The organism is Kitasatospora sp. NPDC056531, from assembly GCF_042794375.1.
Classification (GTDB): Bacteria; Actinomycetota; Actinomycetes; order Streptomycetales; family Streptomycetaceae; genus Kitasatospora.
In genome coordinates, this window is sequence record NZ_JBHTTU010000086.1 from 1 (window position 1) to 17,797 (window position 17,797).

Annotated in this window: 9 protein-coding genes; 4 read left to right on the forward strand and 5 right to left on the reverse strand. The window is 73.0% G+C overall.

Annotated elements, in window-relative coordinates; all coding sequences use genetic code 11:
• From ACFQ87_RS37055 to ACFQ87_RS37065, 3 genes are all read right to left on the reverse strand, one after another.
• Positions 1-755, reverse strand: a 755-nt coding sequence (locus ACFQ87_RS37055) for an MFS transporter (protein ID WP_380615339.1), incomplete at its 3' end; no start/stop codon positions are given.
• Positions 752-1,897, reverse strand: coding sequence for a zinc-binding dehydrogenase (locus ACFQ87_RS37060; RefSeq protein ID WP_380615340.1), 1,146 nt, complete (start codon positions 1,895-1,897; stop codon positions 752-754). The genes ACFQ87_RS37055 and ACFQ87_RS37060, both read right to left, overlap by 4 nt.
• 138 nt (positions 1,898-2,035) lie before the next feature.
• Positions 2,036-2,749: a GntR family transcriptional regulator gene (locus ACFQ87_RS37065; protein ID WP_380615341.1), complete on the reverse strand. Its 714-nt coding sequence runs from the start codon at positions 2,747-2,749 to the stop codon at positions 2,036-2,038.
• A 281-nt stretch (positions 2,750-3,030) separates the two neighbouring features.
• Here ACFQ87_RS37065 and deoC point away from each other — a divergent pair, with 281 nt between their 5' ends.
• The 4 genes from deoC (at position 3,031) to ACFQ87_RS37085 (ending at position 11,978) form a co-directional block, all read left to right on the forward strand.
• Positions 3,031-3,723 carry a deoxyribose-phosphate aldolase gene (deoC, locus tag ACFQ87_RS37070; protein ID WP_380615342.1) on the forward strand — a complete coding sequence of 231 codons (693 nt, stop codon included), beginning with the start codon at positions 3,031-3,033 and terminating at the stop codon, positions 3,721-3,723.
• A gap of 587 nt (positions 3,724-4,310) precedes the next feature.
• The gene (locus ACFQ87_RS37075) at positions 4,311-9,353 is read left to right on the forward strand and encodes an amino acid adenylation domain-containing protein (RefSeq protein ID WP_380615343.1); all 5,043 of its coding nucleotides are present in this window, start codon (positions 4,311-4,313) and stop codon (positions 9,351-9,353) included.
• Between the two features lie 10 nt (positions 9,354-9,363).
• A complete protein-coding gene (locus ACFQ87_RS37080) occupies positions 9,364-10,761 on the forward strand; it encodes a condensation domain-containing protein (protein ID WP_380615344.1) in 1,398 nt (465 codons plus the stop codon).
• Complete coding sequence (locus ACFQ87_RS37085; RefSeq protein WP_380615345.1) at positions 10,758-11,978, forward strand: cytochrome P450; 1,221 nt, start codon at positions 10,758-10,760, stop codon at positions 11,976-11,978. The genes ACFQ87_RS37080 and ACFQ87_RS37085 overlap by 4 nt, the downstream gene beginning before the upstream one ends.
• 157 nt (positions 11,979-12,135) lie before the next feature.
• On the opposite strand, the gene ACFQ87_RS37090 is transcribed toward ACFQ87_RS37085, so the two are convergent.
• Both ACFQ87_RS37090 and ACFQ87_RS37095 read right to left on the reverse strand, forming a co-directional pair.
• The gene (locus ACFQ87_RS37090) at positions 12,136-13,335 is read right to left on the reverse strand and encodes a cysteate synthase (protein WP_380615346.1); all 1,200 of its coding nucleotides are present in this window, start codon (positions 13,333-13,335) and stop codon (positions 12,136-12,138) included.
• A gap of 270 nt (positions 13,336-13,605) precedes the next feature.
• Positions 13,606-17,520: a Pls/PosA family non-ribosomal peptide synthetase gene (locus tag ACFQ87_RS37095; protein WP_380615347.1), complete on the reverse strand. Its 3,915-nt coding sequence runs from the start codon at positions 17,518-17,520 to the stop codon at positions 13,606-13,608.
• Positions 17,521-17,797: the final 277 nt, after the last annotated feature.

A 17,797-nucleotide genomic window follows, 5' to 3' on the forward strand; every position in this document is an offset into this window, starting at 1 on the left:
ACCGTCGACGCTGGAAGCGCGTACTGATCGGGGCGTTCGCGGGTTTCGCCGTGCTCGCCGACGCCGGCGCCTCCGCGGACGCGGCCGCGGTCTCCCCCCCACACCCCGCGACCCCCCCCCCCCCCCCCCGCACCGGCCGGGTGGTTGTCGCGGGGTCTCAGCGGCTCGCGGCGGAAGGCCGGGTACAGCGCCGCCAGCGCGAAGGCGGGCAGCAGCAGCGACCAGTTCCAGGCGGCGCCCGCCAGTTGGAGGCCGCTGATCACCAGCGGTGCGGCGAGTGCGCTGAGGCTCGCGGCGGCATTGGCCTCGACCAAGGCCCGGGCCCGCAGCGCCTCGTGCCCGCCGTGGTGCTCGGCCAGCGCCGCCAGGGCTGTGGTCTGTAGCAGCGCCCCGCCGATGCCGCCCACCACGGCCCCGCCGAGCGTGGCGGCCGCCGAGACGCCGGTGGCCAGCAGCAGCGCCCCCAGCGCCAGGGCGGTGAGGGCGGACCAGAACAGTGGCCGGTGGCCGAAGCGCCGCCGCGCCCGGCGAAACAGCAGGTTGGTAAGCACCGCGCCGGCCGCGAAGGCGGTCGAGTGCAGGCTCATCATCGCGTAGGAGAGGTGGAGGTCGTGGCGGAGCAGGGGAAGCAGCGGGCCGAGGGCGTAGAGCAGGTAGGCGTAGACGGCGAGCCCGGCGTAGGTGAGGGTGGTCAGGCGGTCGCGGGTGAAGGCGGGGGGCGGATGGTCGGCGGGGGCGAGGCCGTCGCCGGTCACCCCGGGATCCCGGCCTGCCCGGCGAGGGCTTCGGGGACGGTCCGTGCGGCGGCCGTACGGCGGACGTGGTCCAGCAGCACGGACGGCGCGAGCAGCGAGGTCTTCATCGACGCGCCCAGCCCGTAACCGGCGAACGCCTCGCGCACGGCGCCCTCGTCGTCCAGGCAGGCCCGGGTGGTGATCAGCGGCGCCGGGTCGATCAGGCCCGACTCGACGAGGCGCAGCGCCACGCTGGTGACGTGCGCGGAGCGGGCCATCGGGAAGGAACGCACGTCGAAGGGGGTGGAGCGCAGCCGCAGGCCCTTGGCGAGGATCATCCAGGTGTTCAGCCGCTGCGGGACGGCCGTCGCCCCGTAGATGACGTACGCGCCGCCGGGGCGCAGCAGGCCCATCGCGAGTTCGCGGATGTCCTTGCCCTGCTCACCCGGGGGGTTGATGTGCGGCAGGGCGTCGAACACGTAGTCCGCGTACTGGTCGTGGTGCTCGCGGACGTACGCCTCCAGCTCCGCGCGCTGGGTCTCGGTGTTGAAGGCGTGCGCGGCCCCGTTGCGCAGGGCGACGGCCATCCGGTCGTCGTTGCGGTCCAGCACCGTGATCGGGCCGGCGCCGAGGTGGCGGTGCAGCACCTGGACGGCCAGTTGGGCGCTGGGGCCGCAGCCGAGGACGACGCAGGTGTCGCCCGGCTTGGGCGGGTTGAGGAGCAGCGACCGCAGGACGGAGGTCAGGGGCTCGATCACGGAGGCGAGGTCCGAGGGCACGCTCGGCGGCAGGACCACGGCCGCGGCCTGGTCGGCGTCGTAGAAGTTGCGCTCGGTGTACCAGGAGGTCTCGACCCCGCGCCGCCCCGGGAAGAGCGGCCGCAGGGCGCGGTACTGGGCCATGCCGCCGAAGTCGGTCTGGCCCCAGTACGTCACCCGGTCTCCGGGGCGCACGTCGTTGCGGAGCCGTTTGCCGACCTCGACGACCCGGCCGACGTACTCGTGGCCGGGAATGATCGGCCAGGCCTCCGGAAAGAGGTGGCCGCGGAAGTACGAAACGTCGGTGGAGCAGATGGACACCGCTTCGGTCTCCAGCAGGATCTCATCCTCCTGGCATTCCGGATCGGGCACCATGGCGTGAACGATCTTCCCGGGGGAAGTCATCAGATAGGCGTACACAAATATCCCTCCATCGTGCTGTGAATTCTCCGTGGTGGAACTCGGAGCGCGGTCGGGGGCTAGCTTTGGTGGCGCTTTTCTGGTTGTTCATCTGTTCGCCGGAAAATCGGTTCCCCGGAAACCTCAGGAATCGACCTCGAAGGCGACGTCGAGTGCGTACCGGTCACCCACGTACCGGGATTCGGTGAGCTCCAGCGGCCGGTCGTCCTGGTCGAGGATCAGCCGCTCCTCGACCAGCAACGCGGCGCCCGGCGCCACTGCGAGCAGCCCGGCCTCGTCCTCGCCGGCCGCGGCGGCCCGGACGGACGAGTGCCCCCGGGTGGGGACGCGGCCCAGCCCGGCCAGCGCCTCGTGCATCGAGGCGGTCCGGAAGTCGACGTCCAGCAGGGCGGACAGTCGCCCGGGGAACACCGCCCGCTCCAGCGCGGTCGGGACGTCGTCGGCGAGCCGGACCCGGACGATCTCCACGACCTCGGCCGCCTTCGACAGCCGGAGCCGGTGGACCTCCTCCGGCGCGGCCGGGCGGACACCCGCCGAAATCAGCCGCGACGACGGCTTCCGGCCCTGGCGCCGCATTTCCTCGCTGAACCGGACGAGGCTTTCCACGCGCCTGTGCGTGGGTGGCTCGGCGACGAATGTCCCGCGCCCGGAGACCCGGTACACCAGGCCTTCGGCGACGAGCCGTTGCACGGCGGCCCGGGCGGTCATGCGGCTCACCCCAAATTCCTCGCACAACTCCGCCTCCGAGGGGAGCGGATCATGCGGCCGGTGGTCGGCGATTCGGCTTCGAAGCGCCTGTTCGATCTGGTGGTACCTGGGCGCGAAATCGGTTTCCAAAAGGTGAGACCTCCGAAATTGAGAGTACGCCGTCTAGCTGTCTAGTCAACCATCCTGGACGGGTACGCATCAGGATGAACCCGGGCGAATCGAAGGGATGGCAAGTGGCGTGCAGAGTGAGGTGCGCCACATTCCTGTACGGCGGGGAGACTGGGCCGATCGGGCTAGCCGTATAGACAGCTAGACACCTGAAGGCTACGGTCGGACCGAACCAGCCGACACCACCGAGTCACACCCCCGCCGGTCGAAGCACGCAGCCCTCCACCCCGAAGGACAGGCTCATGGACCTCACCAGCATCACCGTCCCGCAGCTTGCCAAGATGATCGACCACTCGCTCCTGCGGCCCGAACTGACCACCGACGAGGTCCTGATCGGCTGCGCCCTCGCCGCCGAGTACGACGTCGCCTCGGTCTGCGTACGCCCCGCCGACGTTCCGCTCGCCGTCAAGGCACTGGCCGGCACGGACGTCGCGGTCGGCACCGTCATCGGCTTCCCGCACGGCGGCACCACCACGTCCGCCAAGGTGCGCGAGGCCACCGACGCACTCGCCGAGGGCGCCGTCGAACTCGACCTGGTGCTCAACATCGGCCGACTGCGCAGCGGCGACGACGACGCGGTGGCCGAGGACATCACCGCCGTGGTGGACGTCGCGGCCGGCGACGTCCTGGTCAAGGTGATCTTCGAGAACGCCTACCTGGACGACGAGCAGAAGATCCGCGCCTGTCGGCTCAGCACCCTCGCGGGCGCGGACTTCGTGAAGACCTCCACCGGCTTCGCCCCGAACGGCGCGACCCTGGAGGACGTCCGCCTGATGCGCGCCAACGTGCCCGCGCGGATGAAGGTCAAGGCCGCGGGCGGCGTCCGCACCCTCGACCGCATGCTGGAATTCGTCGCCGCCGGCGCCGAACGCTTCGGCGCCACCGCCACCGCCACCATCCTCGACGACCTCGCCACCCGCCGCGCCGCAGCCTGACCGGCCGAGCGCCCCCCGGAGAGCCGCGCCGGGTCGCCTTCCCGTGGAAGGGGCGACCCGGCGCTTCCGCTTCGGTCGCGCTCACGCAGGTCGGCCACCACACGCGGGCGGGGCACCTGCCGGACCTCTCGTGCGCAGGTGGTCAATCACGAGTGCGCGAAGAGACAACCGGAACCGAGCCGAACAACTACGTTTGTCGACAACCGACTTGGTGGGCCACCTCGCCCAGGAAGGGAGACCTCCCGCACGATCCGGGCGGAACGGGACGACGAGATCCCCGCCCACGTCCGCCCCTCCGTGCCAGGGGTAGGCGCGCCCACCTGTGGAAAGCACCCTGTCCGTGAGTTACCACGGCATCCGAGGGAGGTAGTTCCATGTCCAACGGCCCCCTGCCACCTCTCCACCCACCCTTGTGGACCGCCTATGAGCGGCTGCTCGCGGGGTTGCGGTTGGAGGAGCCCTGGGCGACCCGTCCGGGGCATCCCGAGGATGGCACGCCCGCCGGCGGTCACCGGGCAGGCGTCCAGGCCCCGGCAGCGACCGCACCCGGCTCGTCGAAACCGGCCCTCCGGTCCACTGCTAGCGAGTTGATCGACCGTCAGATGCGTGCGCACGGCTCCCGCGTCGCCATCGCGCACGCGGCGACCGAGCTCACCTACGCCGAGCTGCGCGAGCGGGTCGAGGCCCGGGAGGCCGCGCTGGGCGCCCTCGGCCTCCGGCCCGGCGACCTGGTCGCCGTCGTCGCGGACCGTGGGCCGCGGTTCGTGGAGACCATCCTGGCGATCTGGCGGCTGGGCGCCGCCTACCTGCCACTGAACCCGGAGGACCCCGCCGCGTGGCGCGCCGGGGTGGTGCGCGCCGCCGGCGCCGTCCTGGTGGCGGGTCAGGGCGCGAGCGCCGCCGTCCCCGGCATCCCTTTCACCGACCTGGACGATTCCGACCCCGCACCCTCCCCTTCGAACCCGACCGCGACCCGCGCGGTCCACGGGCCGGACGACCTGGCGTACGTCATCTGCACCTCGGGCTCCACCGGCAAACCCAAACTGGTCATGATCGAGCAGCGGGGGGTGACCAACCTCGTCCATGCCCAACGGGCCTACTTCGGCGGGGACCTCGGACCGGACGCCAGGGTGTTGCAGTTCTTCCACCCGGCCTACGACGCCGCCCTGTTCGACATCCTGCTCGCCCTCGCCAACGGCGCCCGCCTGGAGATCACCGACTCCCGCCACACCTCGGGCGGGGAACCGCTCGCCGATCTGCTGCGCGAGCGGCAGGTCACCATCGCCGTACTGCCTGCTCCGGTGCTGCGCACGCTGGAGCCGGGCCGGTTTCCGGACCTCGCCGCGGTGGCGAGCATCGGTGACGTGTGCCTGCCGGAGACGGCCCGCCGGTGGTCGGCCCGGCACCGGTTCATCAACGGCTACGGACCGAGCGAGGCGACGGTCTGCACCACCATGCACGACGCGCCGGCCGACGGATGGCCGGACACCGCCGGGCCGGCGGTGGTTCCCATCGGCCGTCCCATCGCCGGATACCGCGTCCACCTCCTCGACGACGCCCTGCGCGAGGTCCCGGACGGCGACGTCGGCGAGATCTGCATCGCGGGCGACGGGGTGGGACGCGGATACCTCGGTCAACCCGGCCTCACCGAGCGGTGTTTCGTACCCGATCCCTTCGGGTCGCGATCCGGAGCCAGGATGTACCGCTCCGGTGACCTCGGCCGGCGGCTGCCCGGCGGCGACATCGAGTTCGTCGGCCGCATCGACGACCAGGTCAAGGTGCGCGGGGCCCGGATCGAACTGGGACAGGTGGAGAAGGCTCTGGCCGCGCAGTCCGGGGTACGGGACGCGGTCGCGGTGGTCGACGGCGGCGAGGAGCAGCGCCTGCTCGGATACGTGGTGGCCGCGCCCGGGGCCACCGTGGCGGGCCCGGCCCTGCGCGCGGCGCTGGCCGCGGAACTGCCGGGTCACCTCGTGCCCGATCAAATCGTGGTTCTGGCCGCCCTCCCGCTGCTGACCAGCGGGAAGGTGGACCGCTCCCGGCTGCCCCGCCCGATCGGGCCCGTCCTGGGGAAGCGGTCCGCACCGCGTGACCGGACCGAGGAGAGCGTGGCCCGGATGGCGGCCGAACTTCTGGGCCTGGATCGGATCGGGATCCACGACGACCTCTTCGCCGCGGGAGCCCACTCGCTGCTCGCCGCCCAGCTGGCGGCCCGGGTCCGCGCCGCCCTGGGAGTGGAGGTACCGCTCAGCAAGGTGCTGGACGGGGGCACCGTGGCGCGGATCGCCGCGCTGGCGAAGGCCCGGGGCGGCACCGCGACGCACGGCCCACGGCCGGGTGCCGCCCCGGACGGCCCGGCGCCTTCCTTCGCCCAGCAACGGGTGTGGCTCATGCACCAGTTCGCCCCGTCGGCGCACGCGTACCACTCCCAGGCGGCGATCAGGCTCGCCGGGCCACTGGACGGCGCCGCGCTCAACGCGGCCCTCACCGACCTGGTGCGTCGGCACGAGGTGCTGCGCAGCCGCTTCCCGTCGCCCCACGGACAGTTGCGGTGCGAGGTGGTGGAGCCCTGGCAGGTGTCGGTGGAGGTGCTGGACCTCTCGAAGCAGGATCCGGCCCGACATGCCGAACTGCTCGGAGCGGCGGTGCGCGACGTCCTGGCCGAGCCCTTCGACCTGGCGAACGACCCGCCGTTCCATTGGCTGCTGATCCGGCTCTCGTCCACCGAGCACGTCTTCGTGATGGCGGAGCACCACATCGTGCACGACGGCTGGTCCTTCAACGTCTTCGTCCGCGAGCTGCTTCAGGGTTACGCGGACCACGTCGCAGGCACCCAGGTGGAACGCCCCTTGCCGCTCGTGGGCTACTACGACCTCGCCCGGTGGCAGCGGGAGTGGTTGGACAGCGCGGAGGCCGCCGCGCAACGCGCGTTCTGGCGTCGGGCACTGGCCGGGGCCGAGACGGTCCTGCGCCTCCCGCACGGCGGCGCGGGAACGTCGCGGTCCTTCCGTGGCCCGGCGCCGCGCGTCGAGATCCCCGGCGACCTGGCCCGCCGGCTGAACGCGCTGGCCGAGCGCAACGGCACCTCCCTGTTCACCGTTCTGCTCGCGGTGTACTTCCTGCTGCTCGGCGGCTACAGCGGCTCGCAGGACGTGCTGGTCGGGTCCGCAGTGGCCGACCGCCGGTGGCAGGAGTCGGAGGGCCTGCTCGGCATGTTCGTCAACACGCTGGTGTTCCGCGGCCGGATGCACGGGGATCCCACGTTCGAGGCGTTCCTCGGCAGGGTGCGGCGGATGGTCCACCAGGCGTACGACAACCAGGAACTCCCCTTCGAGCTGATCCTGGAGGAGTCAGGGGCGACCCGGCACCGCGCCGACGCCAACCCGCTCATCCAGGCGCAGTTCGCCTGCCACGACTCGGTGTTGGGGACGGTCACCGGCAACCCGCTGGACGTCACGCTCATCGAGGGGCTGAGCAACGGCTCGGCCAAGTTCGCCGTTTCGGTCATCGCCGTGCCCCGCTACCGCGCCCCCGGCCGGATCTCGCGTCTGCCCGGCGGGGTGCTGCACGTACCCGCGTCCGCGGAACAGGTGGGGCCGGCTCCGCGCACCGTGCTGGACGGCATCACGCTCGCCTGGGAGTTCGACGCGGGGCTGGTGGAACCGGTACTGATCGACGGGATGCCCGCGTCGTACCGGCACCTGCTGGAGGCTGTCGCCGACCGGCCGGACACCCCGCTGAGCGCCCTTCAGCTGCTGGACCTGTCCGCCCTGGCCGACGTGCTGGCCATCGGCCGCGGTCCGGAACTCCAGGCCGTCGAGGGCTGGCTCCCCGCGATGGTGGCGCGCTGGGCCGCCGAGACCCCCGAGGCACCCGCGGTGCTCTCGCGGCAGCGGCCCCTGACGTACCGGAAACTCAAGGAGGCCGCCGACACGCTGGCCCGCGCTCTCGTGGCGGCCGGCGTCAGGCCGGGCGACACGGTAGCGGTCGGCGCCCCGCACTCCGCGGAGTCGGTGATCGCCCAACTAGCCGTGCTGACGGCGCGCGCCGTGCTCCTGACGCTCGACACCGCCCACCCGTCGCCCCGACTGGCCGCGCTGGTACGCCACGCCCGGGCCCGCGCGCTCGTCACCACCGCGGAGCTGGCGGACCGGGTGCCGGTGCCGGCGGGCCTGCCAGTGCTCTTCGTCGGCCCGGCCGACGCCCCGGCCGGGGCGGCCGGGCTGGGCGTTCCTGCCGCGCCGCTGCCCGACGGCCGTCCGAACGACCTGGCCTACGTCCTCTACACCTCCGGCTCCACTGGTGAGCCCAAGGGCGTCCAGGTGGAGCACCGTTCGGTCGCCGCCCGGCTGCACCGGGCGGAGGTCACCGGCCTGCGGCCAGGCGCCCGGATGCTCGCGGTCGCCTCCCCGTCCTTCGACATGTCGGTGCTGGAGGTCTGGGGCGCGCTGCTCAACGGAGCCGCCGTCCGCTTCCTGCCGCCGGGTTGGTCCGTTCCCGCACTGGCGGACTGTCTGACCGACGGAACGGTGACCCATGCCATCCTGCCGACGGCCGTCTTCCACGAACTGGTGCGCCAACGGCCTGAGGCCCTGGCCGGCCCGGAGCGGGTACTGGTGGGCGGTGACGTGATCTCGACCGAGGCGTTCCGCGCGGCCCGACGGATACCCGGCACCACGGTGATCAACGTCTACGGGCCCACCGAGACCACCGTCATCGCCACCGCCCAGTCGGCCGCGGGGTGGGCCGACCCGACCGCGTCGCACGTCCCGATCGGAAGCGCGCTGCCCGGCACCCATGTGGTGATCGTCGACGAGGCGTTGCGCCCGCTCCCCCTGGGCGTGGTGGGCGAGATCTGCATCGGTGGAGCGGGCGTCGCCCGAGGTCATCTCGGCGACCCCGGTCTGACGGCCGAGCGGTTCGTGCCGGATCCGTTCGCCCCGCCGCCCGGTGGGCGGCTCTACCGCAGCGGGGACCTGGGACGGCTGCTGCCTGGCGGAGTGGTGGAGTTCTTCGGGCGGTGCGACGAGCAGCTGAAGATCCGGGGCTTCCGGGTGGAACCCGGAGAGGTACAGGCCGCCCTGCGCACCCTGCCCGACGTCGCGGACGCCCTGGTCCTGGGTGACCGGGAGGCGTCCGGCGACCGCCGCCTGATCGGGTACGCGGTCGCCGTCCCCGGCCGGTCCCCGTCCGGCACCCGGCTGCGCCAGGCGCTCGCCGACCGGCTGCCGGCCCACCTGGTGCCCAGCATCGTCGAGGTGCTCGACTCCTGGCCGCTCACCCCGGCAGGCAAGATCGACCGGGCGCGGCTGGCGAAGCCCGTCCTCGCCCGGACGGCCGCCGTGGCCCGGCCGCGCAACGACACCGAGCGGGTCCTGGCCCGACTGGCCGCGAAGACGCTGGGGGTGGAAGAGGTCGGGGTGCGCGACGATCTGCTGGAGCTGGGCATGCACTCGCTCCAGGCGATGAGCCTCGCGACCGAGGCGAGCGCCGAGCTGGGCAGGGAGATCACGCTCGGCACGGTCTTCGCCCAGCGCACGATCGCCGCGCTGGCGGCTGCCGTCCCGCAGCTGCCGACCCCGGCGCCACCGATCAGCCGGCTGCCCAGGCACGCGGCGGGTGACAGGTGAGGGGCAGTCGATGACCGGCGTCGATGGTGACCTCTTCACCCTGTCGTTCGCCCAGCGGAGGCTGTGGTTCCTGCACGCACTCGACCCCACCGGCCACGCGCACAGCACGGAGCGCTGGTTCCGGGTGACGGGTGCGTTGGACGTCGGCGCCCTGCAGCGGGCCGTGGACGCCCTGGCGGCCCGGCACGAGGCGCTGCGCACCGTCTTCCCGGACACGGCGGACGGCCCGGTGCAGTGCGTACGTCCTGCCGGACGGATCGCCGTCCGAACCCTTCGAGGGGCACGCGACGAGGCCGCGGCCCGGCGGCGCGCCGCCGAGTTCCTGCGGCGGCCGTTCGACATCGCCGAAGGGCCACTGCTGCGGATCGCGGTCCTGCCGCTGGGGCCCGACGACCGGATGCTGGTGCTCTCCGCCCACCTGCTCGCCGCCGACGGCTGGTCCCACAACGTCCTTCTGGAGGAGCTGGGTTTGTTGTACCGGGCGGCCCTGGCCGCTTCCCCCGGCCAGGACCGGCTGGCGCCGCTGCCGGTGCAGTACGCCGACTGGGGTGCCTGGCAGTACGAGCAGCTGACCTCCGCGCGGCGGGCCGGGTTGCTGGACTGGTGGCGCGCCGAGCTGGCGGGCGCACCGCTGGTCCTCGACCTGCGGGCCGAGGCCGAGGCCCCCGACCCCGCGGTGCGGCCGTCGCCCGACGGCGGTCGGATCCGTCAGGTACTGGGCCCCGAACTCGGCGCGGCGGTCCGGGGCCTGGCCGGGACGCAGCGGCAGACGGTGTTCACCGTGCTGCTCTCGGCCTTCGCCGTGGCGTTGGCGCACCGCGCGGACCAACCACGGCTCGTGCTCGGCCTCGCCGTCGCCAACCGTGACCAGCCGCAGGTCCAGCGGGTCCTGGGGTTCTTCGTCAACACCGTCGCGCTGCACCTCGACCTCACCGGCGATCCCGGCTTCGACCGCCTGCTCACGCGCGTGGCCGCCACGGTCGCCGCGGCCCACGGTCATCGCGACCTGCCGTTCGACGAACTGGTCGCAGCGCTGGCCCCGCCCGGGGTCCCGGGCCGGTCCCCGGTCGTGCAGGTGAACTTCGCCCACCATCCGGCAGGCTCGCTCGGCGCCCTTGAACTGCCCGGCTGTACGGTGCGGGAGCTTCCCGTGGACCACGGACCGGGCAAGTTCGAGCTGACCGTCAGAGTGGTGGAGAGCGCGGACGACGGCCTGGTGGTGTGGGGCGAGTACGGCGCCGGGGCCCTGCACGAGCAGGACGTCCAGGAGGTGTTGACGGCCTATCAGGAGGTGCTCCGCTCGACGACCGTCACCCCGGATGCACCTCTCTCAGCGCTGCTCCCTCGCGCCGAACGCGCCGGCGAAGCCGGGCTCTCCCCTTCACCGAACGAGGCGAGGCTCCGATGACCGAACCCGACGAGATCCCCGACGGGATCCCCCGCTACCCGATCCCCCGCGACCCGCGTTGTCCGCTGGACCCGCCCGCGGCCTACCTGCGCTCGCAGCGATCCGCCGTCCTGCCACGGGTCAGGATCTGGGACGGCAGCAGGCCCTGGCTGGTGACCCAGTACGACGAGGCCGTGCAGGCGCTCGGCGACTCCCGGCTCAGCGGGGACGCCCGGCTCCCCGGGTTCCCGCTCGCCTCGGCGTCCACGGCGGCCAAACTGGAGCGCGTGCTGCCGTACCCGCTCCGCGAGGACGAGGTACACCAGACCCAGCGGGCGATGCTCATGCGGGAGTTCACCCCGAGGAAGATGGAGGCTCTTCGTCCCCGGCTGCAGGGCATCGTCGACGACGCCGTCGAAACCATGCTCGCGGGCCCGCGTCCGGCCGACCTGGTGGCGGCCTTCGCGACGCCGGTCGCGATCGGCGTCATCTGCGAGGTCCTCGGGGTGGACGCCGAGGAGGACCGCCAAGTGCTGCACGGACTGTGCCGCACCGTGGCGTCGCGCACCACGCGGCCGGACGAGGCGTCCCGGGCCCTGGACGCTCTGGAGGACTACTTCCGCCGTTTGGTCGAGACACAACTGCGCCGTCCGGGAACGGGCGTGGTGGGCCGGGTGGTGGTCGAGCGGGTGCGAAGCGGGGAGCTGAGCCACGAGGACGCCGTGGCAACCACACAGTTGCTGTTCCACGCCGGCCACGGAACGTCCGCGTACACGATCGCGACCGGTGTGGCGGCGCTGTTCGCGCATCCGCAACAGCTGGCCGTCTTCCGTGCCGCGGACGACATCACCGAGGCCGTGGCGGAACTGCTGCGTTACACGACGGTCGCCCACAACGGCATGGCCCGGGTCGCGACCGAGGACGTCGTCATCGGCGCCACCTTGATCCGGGCCGGTGAAGGGGTGCTGATCCAGCTGGACGCCGCCAATCGGGACCCGTCGGCCTTCCCCGACCCGGACCGGCTCGACCTCGGCCGGCCACCGTCGCGGAACCTGACGCTCGGCCACGGGCCGCACCACTGCCTTGGCAGCGCACTGGCCCACGTCGAACTACAGGTGGCCCTCGGAACCCTCTTCCGCCGAATCCCCGAGCTGCAGCTCGCGGTGCCGATGGCGGAGCTGTCGTTCAAGGACAACGAGAATCTGGTGGGCCTGCACACCCTGCCGGTGACCTGGTGAGCCGGCCGCCGGCGCGGGCGTGCTTCGGACGTTGAGGTGTGGCAGTCGGCTGACGGTGCGGCTCCGAACGAGCGCGGCCCGCTCGCTTCGTGAGCCGCACGGGCCGCAGATCGCGTCACGGCGTCCCTGGCGCTCGACACCATGCCGGCGCCCAGGGTCAGCGTCCCGCGGCCCGCCCGCCGACGGCGGTGAGCCGGCCGGTCAGCGCCGCGATCTCGGCGATGTTGAGCAGGACGCGCGCCTCGGGGTCGACGCGGCCGTCGCGCACGGCGGTCCGCAGCGCCGCGAGCGCGACGCCCGCGGGGGGCTCGATGTCGATCCCCTCCAGTTCCAGGAAGGTGGCCATCGCCGCGCGCGCCTCGGCGCCGTCCGCGACGAAGACCTCGCCCGCGGTCTCGGTCAGCGCTTCGCGCAGACCGCCCGGGATGTCGTAGGGCGGCTTGCGGTTGGTCAGTTCGGGAGCGAAGGCGCGCCGGGCGGCCGCCCGGTCGTCGTCCGCCCCGCCGGCCTCCCAGGGCCGCCGGCCGGTGTGCCAGGCCTCGTGCACGGGCGCGAAGCCGGAGTTCTGGGCCAGCATCAGGCGCGGCAGGGGGCGGGTGTCGCCGGACCGGCGGCGGAGCCGGACGGCGGCCTCGTGGGCGGCGATGGCGCCCGCCCCGCTGCCGATGGCCTGGACGTAGTAGTCCGGGAGCCCGTCCATGGCCTCGGCCGCGGCGAGCATCACGGTGCCCAGTCCGTCCCGCCGGGCGACGTTCTTCGTCCCGCCTTCCGGGACGAAGCCGGGCAGCGCGGCCAGGGCGTCACCGAGCGCGATCGCGTCCGTGTAGTCCGCCCGGTCGACGGCGACGATCCGGACCGCGTCGGACTGCTCTGCGTACGGCACGCGCGACCGCAGGTGCCCCAGCGCGTCCGCCGGGAGGATGACGACCGCCGGCACCGCGTGGACGGAGCAGAGTTCGGCGAAAGCGGCTGCGGTGTTGCCGGCCGAGGTCACGACCAGCGTGCCCGCGTGCTCCGGCAGCCGGCCGAGGACCGTCGCCGCCTCAAGTTCCTTGAAGGAGCCGGTGATCAGGTCGGCCCCGCGCTCGGGCCAGTAGCCGTTGAACGCGATCCACAGGTCCTTCAGCCCCAGGAACCGGCCCAGCCGATCGCTCCGGTAGACCACCGAGCGGCCCGTCTCGGCGACGGCCCTGCGGATCGGCAGCCACTCGCGGTAGCGGTGGATCCCGGCGGCGCGCCGGTCCGGCGCGAACGGACGGTCGCCGTAGTCGCTCTTCGCCAGCGCGGGCCCGTGCGGCTCCCGGCACTCCAGGGACACCCCGTCGTCCGGCGTGCGTAGCCCGCAGGAGGAACACACCAGGAAACAGTGGGAAGCGCCTTCGTCGCTCGCTACCCGGTCCAGCAGGTCGGCGGACGCACGATCCTCGGCTGTGGGTGCCGGCGGAGGAGTTGGACGAGTTCAACCGGCACATTGTCTGCCGCATCGAGGTGGTGCACGAGTTCCGGCCGCAGCTCCACATGGAGGCGGGCCTGTGACGGTCTTCCGCTGCGTGCGCGCTGCAACCAACCCCTCACCGAGTCGCTGACGCGCCGGGCTGCCAGTCGAGCAAGGTCACGGGACAGACCGTCAGTCTGTGCTCATTGCCGCTATCGGCTGAGGTTTCGTGCGCGGCGTCGTTGGGGCCGTCCGTCCGGGTCTGGGCGCGCGGTGTCTTCCGCGCCTGCGGCGGCCGGGGATTTCAGGCAGTGTCTGTGGCCAGGCGGCGACCGGGTTGCCGAGCCAGCGGGTGGCGGGAGGGACCTCCTCGCCGCGCATGACCAGCGAGGCCGCGCCGACCGACGCACCCGGGCCCAGCGTGGCGCCCGGAAGGATGATCGAGTGCGGGCCGATCGTCGATCCCTCGGTCAGGTGCACCCCGTCCAGCCGCATCACCCGGTCGTGGAACAGGTGCGTCTGCAGCACCACGCCGCGGTTGACGCTCGCGCCGTCCGCCACGTGGACCAGGTCGGTCTCCGGCATCCAGTGCGTCTCGCACCAGACACCGCGCCCGATCCGCGCGCCGAGGCTGCGCAGCCAGACGTTGAGGAACGGCGTGCCGATCAGGGTGCTGCCGAGCCAGGGCATCGCCAGCTCCTCGACGAAGGTGTCGTACAGCTCGTTGCGCCACACGAAGCTCGACCACAGCGGGTGCTCGGCGGCCTTGAACCGGCCGACCAGCAGCCATTTGGCGAGGGTGGTGGTGAGCAGAGCGACGAGGCCGGCGGCGAGCAGGATCAGTCCGCCGCAGGCCACCGCGGCCGGCAGGCCGTCCAGGTCTATCACGGCCTGCAGTGCGCCGAACGCGAGGTCACCGAGCAGTGCGGTGCAGACGATCGGCAGGAACCGGCACAGCTCCACCGCCGCGCGGGCCAGGATCAGGCGTTGCGGCGGGTCGTAGGTGCGGCTCGGGTCGCCGGTGTCCGCCACCCGAGGCAGTGCGATGCCCGGCCGGCCCAGCCAGGAGGAACCCGGCTCGGCGTGCGGCGGCGCGTCGGACAGGACGCCGACCAGGGCGTTGTCGGGCAGGTGGCGGGCCGGGCCGACGATGCCGGAGTTGCCGACGAAGGCGCGTCGGCCGACCCGGGAGGCACCGATGCGCAGCCAGCCGCCGCGGGCTTCGAAGGGGGCGATGAGGGTGTCGTCGGCGAGGAAGGCGCCGTCATCGACGCGCATCAGGCTGGGCAGGGTGAGGACGGTGGAGGCTTCCACCCGGCGGCCGACCTTGGCACCGAGCAGGCGTAGCCAGACGGGGGTGAAGAGGCTGGCGTAGAAGGGGAAGAGGGAGCGCCGGGCGGTGTCCATGAGGCGGGAGACCACCCAGGTGCACCAGGCCACCTTGCCGTGGGCGGGGTGGTAGCCGGGCTGGATCGGGATGCTGAACAGGCGGACCAGCACGACCACCAGCGTGGCGTAGCTGATGAGTGAGACCGCGACCAGCAGCGGTGTGACCATCAGGGTCTGCAGCAGCGCGCCGCCGAGCGTGCGGTCGGTGTCTATCAGCAGGTACAGCAGCGCCAGGCCAGGCACCCCGGAGACCACCGGCAGCAGGCCGAGGCCAGCCAGGCCAAGAGTGTAGGCGAGCTCCCAACGGCGGGTGCGATCGTGCGCGGGGTGGGGCCAACCGGAGCCGGTGAGGGCGGCGTTGGCGACCGGGCGAGCAGGGGACCCGTGGTACTGCTGATGGGCAGGCACGTCATCGACCACACAGCTGCCAGGGGCGATGTCGGCGCGAGCGCCGACGACGGCGCTGGGCATCAGGGTGGAGCGGGTGCCGACCCGGGCGCCGGGGCCGATCTCCACCGAGCCGAGGTGCAGGATGTCGCCGTCCAGCCACCAGCCCGCGAGGTCGACCTCCGGCTCGATGGAGCAGCCGTCGCCGAACCGGGCGAGGCCGGTCACCGGGGGCATCGCGTGCAGCTCCACGTTCCGGCCGACCCGGCAGCCGAGCGACCGGGCGTAGTGGCGGGCCCAGGGCGTCCCGATCAGCGCGGCCACGTTGAACATCGCCACGGCGCGCTCGGCGGTCCACAGCCGCAGATGCACCGATCCGCCGCGCGGGTAGCTGCCGGGTTTCATCCCGGCGGTGAGCAGCCGGGCCGAGCCTGCGCCTATGGCCAGTCGGCCCGGGGCGCTGGAGAGCAGTAGCCAGCCGGTGACGATCAGCCACCACGGGGTCTGGGGTGCCCAGGGCAGCGTGCCGCCGGTGAGGTTGTCCAGCGCGGCCAGGCCCAGGACCCAGCGCAGGCTGCTCACCGTGTACAGCACGGCGAGCACCAGCAGCTGCACCAGGCCGACCCGGCGGGGGGTGTGGCGCACGGTGCGCTGTTCGCGCGGAGGGCCGCCGAGTTCGTCGAGCCTGGCGGCGAGGTCGAGCAGTCCGGGTCGGGCGTAGATGTCGGCGATGGAGATGGCCGGGTAGCGGCCGCGCAGCACCGAGACCAGCTTGGCGGCGGCCAGGCTGGTGCCGCCGAGGGCGAAGAAGTCGCCGTCGCCGCCGACCGGGGTGCCGAGCAGGGTCTGCCACTGCTCGGCGAGCCAGCCGGCGGTGCCGCTCGGGCGCGGGCCGGCCTCGGCGGACGGGCCGGTGGTGGGCAGCGGCCAGGGCAGGGCGCCCCGGTCGACCTTGCCGGAGGTCTTGGTGGGCAGGTCGTCGACCACGCCGAGGACCGGGACCAACGACTGCGGCAGCCGCTCCAGCAACGTGCTGCGGGCCGCGGCGGGCTCGAACGGGGCGCCGTCGTGCAGCACCAGATAGCCAACCAGCACCTCGCCGCCGGCCGGGGTCTTGCGGACGGCGGCCGCGGCGGCCCGTACCCCGGGCAGCGCCTGCAGCGCGGCGTCCACCTCGCCCAGCTCGATCCGGCGCCCGGCCAGCTTGATCTGCTCGTCCGCACGGCCGACGAACACCAGGCCCTCGGGCTCGGCGCGCACCAGGTCACCACTGCGGTAGACGCGGGGGCTGCGTAGGCAGCCGATGGCGCCGTACTTCTCGGCGTCCTTGACCGGGTCCAGGTAGCGCGCGGTACCGACGCCGCCGATCACCAGTTCGCCGGTCTCGTACCAGGCGACCGGCCGGCCCTCGCCGTCCACGACGGCGATCTCCCAACCGTCCAGCGGCGCGCCGATCCGCACCGGCTGCCCGGGGTACATCTGCGCGGCGGTCGCCACGACCGTGGTCTCGGTCGGGCCGTAGGTGTTCCAGAACTCCCGGCCCGGCGTGGCGATCCGCCCGACTAGCTCCGGCGGGCAGGCCTCGCCGCCGACGATGACCAGCCGCACCCGCTCCAGGCACTCGGCCGGCCACAGCGCCAGCAGCGTCGGCACGGTGGACACCACCGTGATCCCGCGCTCCACCAGCCACGGACCCAGATCCGTGCCCGCCTTCACCAGCGAACGCGGCGCCGGCACCAGACACGCGGCGTGCCGCCAGGCCAGCCACATCTCCTCACAGGAGGCGTCGAACGCCACCGACAGACCCGCCAGCACCCGGTCCCCCGGGCCCAGCGGACGGTCCCGCAGGAACAGCCCGGCCTCGGCGTCCACGAACGCCGCCGCCGAACGGTGGCTGACCGCCACACCCTTGGGACGGCCGGTGGTACCGGAAGTGAAGATGATCCACGCGTCGTCCGCGGGCGTCGGCCGGGACGGCCGCCCGCCGGGACGCACCACGGGGCTGGGGGTGATACCGCGCCCGGCACCGAGCACGGCGCAGACCTGGGCGTCCTGCCAGATCATCTCCGCGCGCTCGTCCGGGTCGTCGGCGTCCACCGGCACATAGGCCGCGCCCACCCGCAGCACGGCCAGGATGGCGATGTAGAGGTCCGCGGTGCCGGACGGCACCCGCACACCGACCCGGTCACCGGCACCGATCCCCAGCGCCGCCAGCCGTCCGGCGAACTCCGTCACCTGATGCAGCAGCGACCGGTAGTCGAGCACCGTGCCCGCGGCGTCGAGCGCGGGCGCGTGCGGGCACGCCTCGGCGGCGGCCACGATGATGTCCATGAGGGTACGGGCGGGGGCCGCCGGAGCAACCGGCCACAACGCCCGGGTGGGCATGTCCGCGGGGATCTCATCGGTGTTTCCCGCCTCACAATGCTCGCGTGTCTCCATCGCTTCTCTCCATCGGCGTGGCTTCTCGACTCTCTGCCGGCAGAACTCGTCCTCGGCGGCCATCGCAAGGGCACAGACACCACGGCGACCACTCCAGAGCCGGTATCTGAACAAGACGTCAACTACCGTCCCGACCACGGGCTGTGTCTTCACGTGAGCCGATACGTCT